Source organism: Candidatus Methanoperedens sp., assembly GCA_012026795.1.
Taxonomy (GTDB): Archaea; Halobacteriota; Methanosarcinia; order Methanosarcinales; family Methanoperedenaceae; genus Methanoperedens.
The window spans coordinates 23,654-36,263 of the sequence record VEPM01000015.1; the positions used below are offsets into that span (position 1 = coordinate 23,654).

Here is a 12,610-nt window from a genome sequence, read left to right on the forward strand (position 1 = left end):
ATTGTAGCCTATATAGGCTACAGATAAATATCAGGAATCGTTCATCATAATGCTCATTTCATGGAAACGTAGCCTGTAAAACCCGGAATCTCAAGTAAATAAGAACCTTTCGAAAGGTTTATGGTAGAAAAAACTATTGGTATTAATAATAAAAATAGTAAAACGTAGATAAAAACGAAAGAAGGGAAAAACGGGATTAGTTGAGCGGATATCCAATATATTTGCATTAGCTTATATGTTCTAAATTATAGGATAGCAAGGAGAATAGAATAATGGCATCATCAAATGGTTTCAGTCTGGAAATTAGTATTAATAAAGAATATAAAACTGTTTTTCAGCCCGTTAAATCATGTATTATTTTGATTTCAGTTTTAATTATATTGCTTATGAGCAGCGTGGCAAGCGCAGCAGTATACAGGTGGGTTCCAGGAAGCGGGGTAGAGATCGCAACTGGTATCACTACGGACTGGGGTCCATGCGGAACAAACCCTCTTACCAATAGGACAACATTACTTACAGATAACCCGGCTTCAGGCTGCGGCAGTAACAGCATAACGTCTGATATAGCAGATCCCATTGGAGAAACATATCCCCTGGTAGAAATGTTCTTCAATACAGCATATTCCCGGGATACTAATGTTACGGGTGACTGGTATTTTGGAAGAATACACCACGCTGGAATAACCCCCACAACATATACATTCTATCTGATATATGCACTTCCCGATGGCACTAAAATCACCCTGCCGGGAACCGGAAGCTTGACTATAAGCAGTTCCTCCGATCAAAATTATAATGTCTCTTTAGCACAGATAAACGGAGTAGTCCCAAAAGATGCCAAGCTTGGCTTGAAAATCACAAAATCAGTGCAATGGGCAAGATATCTCTGGTTTGGGGATATGGCAGCCAACGGGGGTGTCGCATCGGGATATTTTTCTGTCACCGAAACACTTCCGGGTGAACAAAAATACTCTTTATCAGGTTATATAACCAGCGGCGGTGCTCCTATTGAGGGCGTATCAGTCCGGGCCAATACCGGCCAGTCTGATACTACGGACTCCCAGGGATATTATCTTTTAACAGAATTACCTAATGGCTCATATGTAATCGACGCCAGCCTCCCTGGTTACGTTCCCACCTCTACGAATGCCACAATAAACGGGGCAAATAGGATCAATGTTAATATATCACTGTCACAAGAACCCAAATATCTCTTATCAGGATATGTAAAAGACCAGTCCACAGGGGATGCAATAGCTGATGCATTGGTCACAACAGATACGGATATGTTCACCAACACAAGCGTGACAGGTTACTACAGCTTCCTTCTGAATAACGGCACTTACTTGATAACAGCCAGTAAGTCAGGTTATTACGATGCCTTTGTTGAGAGAACAGTAAATGGGGTGCCAGGGAATAATTCTAATATTTCGATCACTTCACGTCTCCCTGTAGTTTCTAAAATTTTAGTAGCCACGAACCGCTATGTAATACTGGATGACCCGATAGATAATTCAAAAACAGCGCAAACTTCAGCAAATTTTTCACTCCCGCCCAATACCGGCTGGAGTACATCCAATAATCAGTGGAGCGGAACACAAACACAGATCAAAGGTTTTGCATTATTGGTAGATACAAAAGGAAACCCTGTTAATAATACAAACGTTACTTTTACTTTATCGAACTGGAATAACGCAACTTCCGAAACCTCACCTGTGATCACGACAGATGCAAACGGAATAGCAAATTATACATTCGATATGAACGCCCGGAACTATTATGGTAATTGGAACATTATTGTCAATGCATCCGGGAAATCAGAATCCTCCGGCTTTATTTATAACTGGTGGGGATGTAACTCCGGAACCGGCTGTAACCAGAATCATGGAACGGATTCGCCCGGAACCGGAAGCTCTTCGATACAGAACTCGCCTTACACACTGGGACGGGAAACTATTACATATAATTCAAACCATAGGACTATTTCTAACATTCAAAGCAATAATAATTGTGTGGGATGTCACAGGTCATACGGTGGTACAGGCGGGGGAACCTCATTTACAGGACAGCCCACAAAGACCTCTGATGTTCATACAACAGATACATGTTCTTCATGTCATAGTTTAATTTCAACTCATAATAGCAATTCACAGATCAAATCATGCACTGATTGCCATACAAGGACAGACCTTTCGAAAAAGGGCACAATGGCAGGTTCACCTCTCAGGAGCAATTACTCTGTGGCATCATCAGGACACAATCCCAATTCTACAATCCCTTGTATAATATGCCACGGTCCTATGCATAATATTTCAAAACCCGATAAGACCCAGAAGTTAATAAGGAACAATGATACGGAATCAAGCCAGTGTATCATATGCCATGCAAGTTATACCACACATAATGCCAGCAATTCAGGAGGTTTGAATTGCACGTTATGCCACAGCGACGATATTCATGCAATCCAGGTACTGGGGCAGGATGGTTCATATGTAACATATAACAAAGCCAATCCGAATAATGCCAGCGGGAACTGCACTAATTGCCACCAGAACACAACATATTTCAATACCCTGAAATCGCAACCAAAAGCAGGTAACTATTCAGGAAGAAACCCATCCTTCATAAGGAACCCGCAGCTTCACAGCGACGCTCTTGATGCCGGCATAAGATACGGCAACTACTGGTGGATGCAGAACCAGGATGCTTCATGCAGATACTGTCACGGCAAGACAATGCACGATTCTGTTGCTATCGGGACACCATCTCTTTTTAAAGGCAATAACATAATCAATTCCACGATCGCAGATACAACATGGTGCGCTTCCTGCCATTATCCGGGCTATGTGGAATATTCGAACATGACCGCTGCATTCATTAAGAGTGGTGCGAACGTGCCCCCATCAATAATAAAAGGTTCGAACTATTATGTCAAAGGACGTGACCATTCCGTAGATCCCGGCTTTAATGACAGCAACTGCTATACATGTCATAATGGGAGTACACCTTATACAAAAATAACGCCATTTATGCACGAAGTATATATCGGCGGTGGAGGGCCGGATTGTCTTTCCTGCCATGAGATCGGAAGTGCAGGATCAGTACTGCATGTAAATAATTCAGCAATGAAACTTTCATTCCATTCAAACCTGAACAATAACTCTGTTAATCTATATGGTGTTTCTGCGGAAAACAAGAAGTGCTGGGGATGCCACCAGACAGACGGCATCCAGCCTGGTAATACCAGTATGGGTGACAGGTTCAGTTCACCATATACCTGCTATGACTGTCATAAGAACGACGGTAAACCATATCCGAATGTCGAAAATGCAGGAAGCGTGACCAATCATATCGATGTTGATTCTATTATCACCCGGATATATACTCATAATGCAACATGCACAACCTGCCATAACAATAGCGTGAACCTGAACGATGCAAAGATCACAGATCCAAGAATTGTTTCCGAAAAAGAAAGTGTATCTCATTATGGTTCAAAACAATCGCTTGTGGAATCAATAGGGGATTCGAGCACGCAGGGATGCACATATTGCCATTATAATACGACGAACAGGGCTAAATGGGGTAATGCGCATGATCCAAGATTGAATCCGGTGAAGCCGCATACTGCGACCAAGAACGACCAGTGTTATATCTGTCATATCCAGGGTGAACTGCCTGCTGATTTCCACAGTGAATCAATGTATTATGCCGGAAATGGCAAAATAGTCCTGGCAACTAACAGGTATGTGATACTTGATGATCCTAATCCGGGAAAAGCAGAAACAACTGCCGGATTTTCCACTCCACGTAATAATTGGAACTCCAACTACTGGTCAGGCAAGAACACAAGGATTAATGCAACAGCGTTATTTATTGACAGGCACGGAATCCCGCAGTCAGGATCAATAATAAGTTTTACAATATACTGGCCAAATGGGACAGCACTGGCAACGATCAATAGTTCCACAAACCCAAATGGACTGGCTAATTTCAGCTATGATATGAATAACAGGAATTATTATGGGAACTGGAAGATAGAAGCTTCCAGCGGAAGTGTGAAAGCCAATATTACCTTTATGTATAATTGGTGGGGCTGCTCTGTATGTCATGGGTCTGAAAATCCCGGGAGCGGAACTCCTTCTTTAGCAAATTCACCTTATCTATCCGGAAGGGACGTGATTACCAATAGGGAGTTTGATCACCGTGATTCCAGTGTAAAATGCACGTATTGCCACTCTTCATATGATGGCGTACCCGGTGGCGCGGCCTTTACTACCCGGAAAAATAATCCTTCGGATGTTCACAGGAATCTCTCCTGCAATAATGCAAACTGTCACGGTAGTTTCTCACAGCATGGTACCAACCAGCGGATCAATTCATGTTATAATGCAGCATGCCATAACAGGACAGATATAACAAGAAAAGGCACACTTAATGGAGTAAATCTTGATACGGCCCTTAGCATTTATTCTTATGACAATGCTTCATCATTTAATTCCACATTCCATACCCCCAATTCTACTGTTCCATGTATGATTTGTCATGGTCCGATGCACAGTATTACAAAAGCCGATCCTGCACAGCGGTTTATTAAGAATAATGATACGGAATATAACAACTGTATTGCCTGCCACCAGGATCAGGTAAGGCATAATAACAGTGTGAACTGTCCTGTATGCCATAGTGATGATGTACATGCTATCAAGGTTTTAGCACAAAATGCGACTTATGTGACATTGGATCATAATAATCCGAATCCGGCAAGAGGTAACTGCACAAACTGTCACCAGAATTCAAGCTTCTTTAATATTTTAATGTCCCAACCGACTGCGGGAAACTATACCGGAAGGCAATCACCTGTTATCAGGACACCAGTGGAACATAGTGAAGATACCAGGGCGGGAAATATATGGACAGATGAGGGTTACTGGATTCATAATGACCAGGTTTCCTGGTGTGCATACTGCCATAATAATGAAATGCATGCCATAAGCACTCTTGGAAAAATCAAGATGTTCAATGGAGATAATATAGTAAATTCAACTATTGGCAATACCACATGGTGCGCTTCATGTCACTGGCAGGGTTATTCGAATGATTCGACTAAATATATCGACATGGTGGATACATTCACTGGTTATTTACTCCCTGTACCTCCCGAAATTACAGGGCATGCGTTATATGCGCCAACAGGCAAACCGGGGTATTTCAATCATACTCTCTCCACATACTCCGACCAGGACTGCAAGTCCTGTCACAGCACACTTGGTCCGGGTGCAAAAATAACCGAGTTTACACATAATGTTCGTAAGGGCCAGAGCGGAGGTCGGAACTGTACCTCATGCCATTATGAAGGCAGTCCGACAGCGCCAAATGTAGATATAGTCAACATGGGACTCGGCGCCCATGCCAGCCTGAATAATTTTTCTCAATATACAGGCGGCAACATCACGAACAGGAAGTGCTGGGCATGTCATGGGACATTGAATGCAAATGGTTTTGCCAATGAAAGTGATCAGCCTGTCGACTCGCATAATATATCCATATACAAGAATCCCAGGGGGTGCCCCGGCTGCCATAATAACAACCAGATAAATTCTAATCTAAGAGCGCCCCAGGTCGCAGAACACAGGGAGAGATCTCCGGTAATCCCGACAAATGGTACAGGATGTTCATTATGCCACAATAACAGTCTTACTACTATTAATGAGAACGACGGGTTTGGCATATCAGGAGGCAATGCACAAAACGCAACAGCTTCCCATTATCTGAAAGACGCCAATATTAACCTTATGACTGCCACCAATCACAGTAATGATTGCAGGTGGTGTCATATCCTGAACAATGGATCTACGAACTGGGGAACACCGTTTAACCCGAAGAACAGCACAAAATACACTCACTCTGATGAAAATGTAGCGCAGAATTCAAATTGTTATGCCTGCCATGGCAGCCTGTCATCATCGGTCAGGCTTCATGATTCCGGGATCACAGGTGGTGCTCAGGGTGCACCGAACTGTCTCTCATGTCACTATGCCGGCAGTCAGTATCCCAACATCGATATTAACGCAGCCGGTATCAGTGTTCATTCCGGGATGAATAGCTATAATGCAACTTCAAAGGGGTATGCTCCTATCGTTGGGGCATGCTGGGCATGCCACGATAGCGATGGCAATGTCACCAGCGGACATCCTGATAAAAAGGACACACCCAAAGTTTGTGATGATTGCCACGTACAGGGAGGAGCATATTATTCACAATCTGCTGGCTGGGGCGGCCTGACTGTAAATGAGCATTTCAGGGGCGGCACGGATATAAAAGCCGGAAATGCAAGCTCCAATATCGCTTCATGTATAAACTGTCATGAAAATGTAAGTGAGATGATCCTAAACAACGATGACCCTGATACCGGATCATTCGCAGGCGATGGAATGCGCCTCAACGGGGGTAACAGAAGTTATTACCATTATGGCCGGCCCAGGACTGATTTGCGAGGTGTGGATATTTATTTAAATCCGATTGCAAATTGTATATATTGTCACAGGAATGATACTACAGCATTTGAAGGAGCAATGCTGGATCCGGATCAAAATAAATATGTTAATGAACATTCGGATGAACCTAATAATCCTTCCTGTTCTTCTGATAGCTGTCACTCGAAGGGCTGGATCCATAACAGTACCATGACAAAACCGGTTATTAATAATAATGCGTACTGTGGCGAAGGTTGCCACTCAACTAAAACGTCACACAACAGGACTGACTTCTACTGCTGGTATTGTCACCAGGACCCCAGTAATCCGAATAAGACAAATCAAAAGGCTCCTCATGGAATGATGTATCCGAAGACAGATGGAAGTTTCTTAATGTATAATAGGTCTGCATCAAATGCGAATTGTACAACATGCCATATTGATGACCTGGTAAATACAACTTTAAAACCTGTAAAAATACCCTCCCTGAGCCATTCAACAGATCCGGATTCCGGGAAAAAATGGGGCAACTACTGGGATAATACTTCTAAGTTAACCGCCTGCCAGTATTGCCACCAGAGTTCACTTCATTCGTATCAAGATTCTTTAATAGGCAACATTTCGTCAATAAAAGGAACAAATACTTATAAGAATCCTGACTTTGCAAATTCCACATGGTGTGCTAATTGCCACTATGCAGGAGAACCGGAATATAAAGGCAACTTACTAAATCCGGTTCCGCCTGAAATAACAAATTCAAGCCTGGTTGGGAGTGATGGAACAGTCTTCTATAATCATTCTGGCTTTAGCAATTATAATGATAGCAAATGCAGAGTGTGCCATGCTTTGTCAGGTTCTTATCTTGCAACATCTATGAACTACTCTCATAATCTCGGTGAAGGCTCAATGGGAGGAGTAAATTGCACTTCCTGTCATAATACAGGCGGTATAGCTGGTCGGAAGATTGATGCAGTTAGTATGGATAGCAGCTATCATGCAAACCTGAACAACCGTTCACAGTACACCGGAGGTAATATGTCAAACAGGAAATGCTGGGCATGTCATGGTACTTTGAATGCAGACGGCTATGCCAATGAGAGCGATCAGCCTGCTGGAGAACACAACAATACGATGTTTAAGAATCCAAGAAAATGTCCGGACTGCCATGATAATACCCAATCAAGTTCAAATTTCGGCGCGCTGCAGGTGGTCGAGCATCAATCATCATCTCCTGATGTTATAACTGCTGGTGTAAAGTGCTCAATATGCCATAACAATAGCCTGGCATCAATGAATGAGCCAGATGGATTCGGTATAAATGGAGGGGATCCGCAAAATGCAAGCGTTAGCCATTATGGCACGAAGACAGCTTTAATATCAACACAGAATTGCATATTATGTCATAACGGACAATATACAGGTAACTTTAGCTGGGGAACCCCTGTCAATATTAGCACAAGTCCAAAGATGCCACATATCCAGAATCAGACAAGCGAGTGTGACCTGTGTCATAATGACGGAACAGTATCCAGCCTGGCCCTTGTTGACTTCCATAACTCAAGTATCAAAGAAGGAAGTGCAGATAGCTGTATTGCATGTCACGATGTTAGCAGTACGTCATCAGCAAAAACAAGAATAGACTCAGCAGCCATTGGTATGCACAGGAATCTGAACAGGACAGACGGAAACAACAACCTGACAAACAGTGATTGTGAGACATGCCATTACAACACGGATAACATGAATGCAACTTACAAAGTTCTGCCGGGAGTTAATGTTCTTCTTTGCAATGAATGCCACCTGGGTCAGAACTCATCAAGGAAAGTGAACGAGCACTATCCCGGTGCTAATATTAATGTAACCACAATGAATTGTGAGAACTGCCACAGCAACAGTTTGAATATTCCGGATTCGAATTCAACAGTTAATACAACAATGGGAAATGTTACACATTACGGTACAACAGCGAACCTTGTAACACCAAGCGCAGGAGTTTACAATACCGCATGCAATAACTGCCACAACAGCGCTGCGAATAAGAGCAGCTATGGTGTGGTGAATAAGCAGGTAACCGTATCCCATACGGGCGCAGGTACATGTGAAAAGTGCCACATAGATGGCAGCGCATCTGACCTGCATAATAGTTCGCTTGCTATGCCGGTAACTGTATCATGTAAATCATGCCACACAACATATGCGTCAAAATATAATGCATCGAACCTTACAAATACGGCTATGGGCGGTTCCGGTTATACAACATGCGGTGGTGGAAGTTGCCACGGCACCGATATTTCAGGCAGCCTGGATACCCTGGCAAGGCATAATGTTGACAGGACATATCCGGGTACAGGAGGTTCTACCAATACAGTCTATCTGAATAACAATGTTTCACTTAGCGTCACAAAAGGAACTCCTGTTGAAATAACATCCATGATCAACGATGCAAATGGTGCTGCTTCACGTGTTGGTGGAGCTGAGTATTATATCGATACAGATCCTGGCCAGGGCAAAGGAATTCCTATGACGGCAGCGGACGGCCTTTATGATGCAAGGCAAGGAAGCTGGGAGAGTGTAATAGCAACACTTGATACAGGCAGCCTCCCGGACGGGAATCACACAATATATGTCCGCGGCGTGGATATCGGTAAACAGTGGAGCACTCCAAAGAATGCAACGTTAGTTGTCCAGTCCCTTGGATATATCAACGTGACAGTAACAAGCGTAGACGGGCCTGTAGTAAATGCAGACGTCTGGATAGATAGCGCAGATATCAAGAAAACGGATATTAACGGTAGCTATTTATTTGCAGTACCAGCCGGAACATACAGTGTTACAGTTAGCAAACAGCCCACGCATAACGACAATACAAGCACGGGTGTGGTTGTTACCCAGGGCAATACAACTTCAGTACAGGTATATCTCCAGAAGAAACCAACAGGAATAATTAGCGGTACAATTACGAATGTATAAATACAAAGAAAACCTGAACATTGTGTATTATATGCTATAGATTATACATTATTGAGTTTATGTAGAAAAGTATATATATTATAAAAGAGGTTTTTTAGTATAGATAAGGGATATAGGAATGGACTCACTAAAGGTACGAATAAAAAGAAGGCTTGAAGTGTATCTTGAGCTTGATATTGATGGTATCAGGAAATTCATAATCGATATCCTGTTACGATTAAAAAGACTTACTGTTGACCAATTGTTTAAAGAGTTGAATAAGAAATTCAAGATCTCATTCAGCGCTGTTGCTTCAACATTGGGCTATATTCACTCAAAACTGGGGATACTGCACGCGTACAAGGAATCATATAAAACGCCAATAGTATATTCTTTAAAGGAAGAGTATGTGGATATTGTAGAGAATGTATTGAACAAAAGTGCAGCTAAACCATCATAGCTGATATTTCATTGTTTAATACGATAAAACGATCGATAACTCTTTCTTCCAGCTTTTTTTTCCTTAAATTCAGGATAAGTTCGTCAATTGTCCCGATCTCTTTGCCGAAAATAAGGTTGTCTGCGTGAGCAACGATTTTCTCTTCAATAGTCACAGGCATATAATCCTTTTCAGGAAGTCCAAGACCTTTTGCTTCTTCTCTGGGAATCCCTGCGCCGATATGCCGTTCAATGATCTTTACTAATTTTTCATCAAGATCGTTCTCAAGTGCAATTTTAGCACCTGCTACAGCATGACCTATGCCATGCGTCTTTGACCGTCCAATATCATGAAGCAAAGCCCCCGTGAAAACAGCGTCAATGTCGATCTGTACCGGTTGCTTCTCGTGAATTGATTTGTGTGCGGCATTTTCCCGGATATTCAGGGCAATTTTTTTTGCGTAATCCGCTACAGCCTTGCAATGTTCGATAACATCAGCAGAGCATCCTGATCTTATCAATAAATCAATCGCATCTTTTTCATTCAAGCAACTGCACCCGAAGAGGAAGTCAGTTCTTCAAGCTTAATGATCCTTTGTTTTAATGCATCTATTACAGGTTCATTCTCCTCGAAGATCAATTCACCACCACAAAAAGGGCATTTGAATTCCATCTCGGCCGCTATTTCAAACAGGAACCTCCCATCCTGCTTTTCACAGATATAAAATACTTTATCTTCTTCATATTCAAGTTTTGTCTTGAGGTTCTTTAAAAGCTTCTTAGCTTCAAGTTCGAGCTGGCGGTTTAAATTACTCAGGTCAAGTCTCCAGAGGTATGTCAACCAGCCGCTGTCCGTATCCCTTTCCCTGCGGTAACTGGCAAGCCTGTTCTCATATAATATGAAAAGGGTACGCCGAACAATATTCAATAAAACACCGGTAGCCTGGGCTATCTTTTCATCCGTAACCTCACCTGCGGGCATATTCGCAACTACTTTATACCCTTCCTCACCTACAAGATTTATTAGATAGCCTTTAATAACGGGATCGTTTAAATCAACCAGAAAATTCACCACATTATTAATGTTTTATTATGACTTTAAACTTCCGTTCTTCTTTTAATCAATTCGCAGGATTGTCTGATTTTATCAAGAACTGTCATACGGGTCCGGGATGTTGCAAGTAAAGTCATTACGGGCTCATCAGGATGGATCGTGAGTCCCTGCCTGGGAATATCGGCCGCTCCACCTTTATCCATGCATTTTATAAGAATATCCGAGATTTCTTTTGTGATCATCAACTCCTTTTCTGCAAAAATAATGGCCTTTGCAGCAAAACACCTGGATTCTCTTATTTCAGGAAGTTCCCCTTCAAATGATTTTACATGCGCATCGAAAATGTTCAATCCGGTTGAAAGCTCAACGGTATCAAGACTTCCCTGGAAACGCGGATTTATCTCAATGACCTGTGTGCCTTTATCGGTCACAATGAAATCAACACCGTTAGAACCCCTGAGCTTGAATTCAACAGCGATCTGCTCTGCATATTGCATCATTTCTTCTTTGAATTTTGTATGGAATGGCGTGATATTACCGCAATATGCAAATGGCACTCCTGTCAGCCACGGCAGACCTATTAGCTGTTCATTCAGAGCAACAACCGCTGCATCATCCCCTGTGCTTATTAATGAGGCACTGCAGGGTATCCCTTCAATGAATTCCTGGGCTAGGAAATCATGTGTGTCAAAATAATCTTTGAAATGGTTCATTCCAGCTTCGTTCCTGACCAGAATATTTCTCATACCTCCCGATCCCACAACAGGTTTGATCATAAGCGGAAAACCTAGTTCATCTGCTTTATCGATCGGTTTTGTCTCCGGGTGGGGTATTCCCAATGAATCCAGTTTCTCAGGCAGTTTTGATTTATCCCCGGCTTCCCCTGCGATTTTCGGTGTGTTATTCAATGTATTTTTCAAATCCAGGGTTTCAAAACCCGATCCAGTGATTATTGCATCAACATCCCCGAAGGATTCAACCATTTGCTTTAATTCTGACGTATTTTCAAGAAGCTGCGCCTTATTTGCGCATTTTTGCATATCCACATCCCCAAAAAGGTCAAGTGCATAAACAATATATCCTGCTTTTTTTGCAGAGCAGGCGATATTTCGGACGCTGTTGCCGATAATGAGGACTTTCCTGATCATTTTAATTTGCTTACTACCTCTTTTCCAACTTTGTGCGGAATTATTTGACGTTCCCCGCCCGGAAATTGCGTCATCAGTGCGTCTTTACCTGATGCAGCCTGTAGCCTGTCAAGCGTTATTGCAAGGGCCGCAACCTCGGAATGCGGCTGGTTCCCCACGCCAATATTCCAGTCAGCAAGTCCGTATAATTCGGGCGGGACTTTTTCAGCGCCCACCACGATCATCAGGGCATCGGCTGTAATTTCAGGTATTGCATCGGGAAGATTAATACCATACATGGTAAGATGAATTACCTTTCCCCCATCATCTTTCCATTTTTTTATCTCGCTTTTCCAGCCTGTGATCCTCCTGACATAGAATGTGCCGCCCCAGCTGGCTACTGCTTCTTGCAGGCTTTTTTCAATGCCGCTGTCATCAGAATCAAGGAGCATTCCCTCGGCCCCCAGGGCGCGGGCAGTAAGTGCTACATGAGTGGTTATTCTCTGGTCCCTCTGGATGCGGTGGCCGAGCCGCAATATAACAATTCGCATAAGGTGAGGTGAATA

The 12,610-nt window shown here is 42.8% G+C and carries 6 protein-coding genes; 2 read left to right on the plus strand and 4 right to left on the minus strand.

Features of this window, described 5'->3' with window-relative positions:
• The first annotated feature begins 272 nt into the window (after positions 1-272).
• Both FIB07_08640 and FIB07_08645 read left to right on the plus strand, forming a co-directional pair.
• A complete protein-coding gene (locus FIB07_08640; protein ID NJD52918.1) occupies positions 273-9,446 on the plus strand; it encodes a hypothetical protein in 9,174 nt (3,057 codons plus the stop codon).
• 118 nt (positions 9,447-9,564) lie between these two features.
• The gene (locus FIB07_08645) at positions 9,565-9,885 is read left to right on the plus strand and encodes a DUF2551 domain-containing protein (protein NJD52919.1); all 321 of its coding nucleotides are present in this window, start codon (positions 9,565-9,567) and stop codon (positions 9,883-9,885) included.
• Here FIB07_08645 and FIB07_08650 read toward each other — a convergent pair.
• The 4 genes from FIB07_08650 to FIB07_08665 are packed head-to-tail and all read right to left on the minus strand — an operon-like array spanning position 9,872 to position 12,595.
• On the minus strand, positions 9,872-10,411 hold the full coding sequence (locus tag FIB07_08650; protein ID NJD52920.1) for a TIGR00295 family protein: 540 nt from the start codon (positions 10,409-10,411) through the stop codon (positions 9,872-9,874). The genes FIB07_08645 and FIB07_08650 overlap by 14 nt on opposite strands.
• On the minus strand, positions 10,408-10,926 hold the full coding sequence (locus FIB07_08655; protein ID NJD52921.1) for a transcription factor: 519 nt from the start codon (positions 10,924-10,926) through the stop codon (positions 10,408-10,410). The genes FIB07_08650 and FIB07_08655 overlap by 4 nt, the downstream gene beginning before the upstream one ends.
• A 35-nt stretch (positions 10,927-10,961) precedes the next feature.
• The gene (locus FIB07_08660) at positions 10,962-12,065 is read right to left on the minus strand and encodes an ATP-grasp domain-containing protein (protein NJD52922.1); all 1,104 of its coding nucleotides are present in this window, start codon (positions 12,063-12,065) and stop codon (positions 10,962-10,964) included.
• A complete protein-coding gene (locus tag FIB07_08665) occupies positions 12,062-12,595 on the minus strand; it encodes a tRNA (cytidine(56)-2'-O)-methyltransferase (protein ID NJD52923.1) in 534 nt (177 codons plus the stop codon). The genes FIB07_08660 and FIB07_08665 overlap by 4 nt, the downstream gene beginning before the upstream one ends.
• Between the last annotated feature and the right edge of the window lie 15 nt (positions 12,596-12,610).

What these genes read in the sequence shown, in the direction of transcription:
- FIB07_08640 (NJD52918.1), top strand. Translation starts at nt 273, where the DNA reads ATGGCATCATCAAATGGTTTCAGTCTGGAAATTAGTATTAATAAAGAA.
- FIB07_08645 (NJD52919.1), top strand. Translation starts at nt 9,565, where the DNA reads ATGGACTCACTAAAGGTACGAATAAAAAGAAGGCTTGAAGTGTATCTT.
- FIB07_08660 (NJD52922.1), bottom strand. Translation starts at nt 12,065, where the DNA reads ATGATCAGGAAAGTCCTCATTATCGGCAACAGCGTCCGAAATATCGCC.
- FIB07_08665 (NJD52923.1), bottom strand. Translation starts at nt 12,595, where the DNA reads ATGCGAATTGTTATATTGCGGCTCGGCCACCGCATCCAGAGGGACCAG.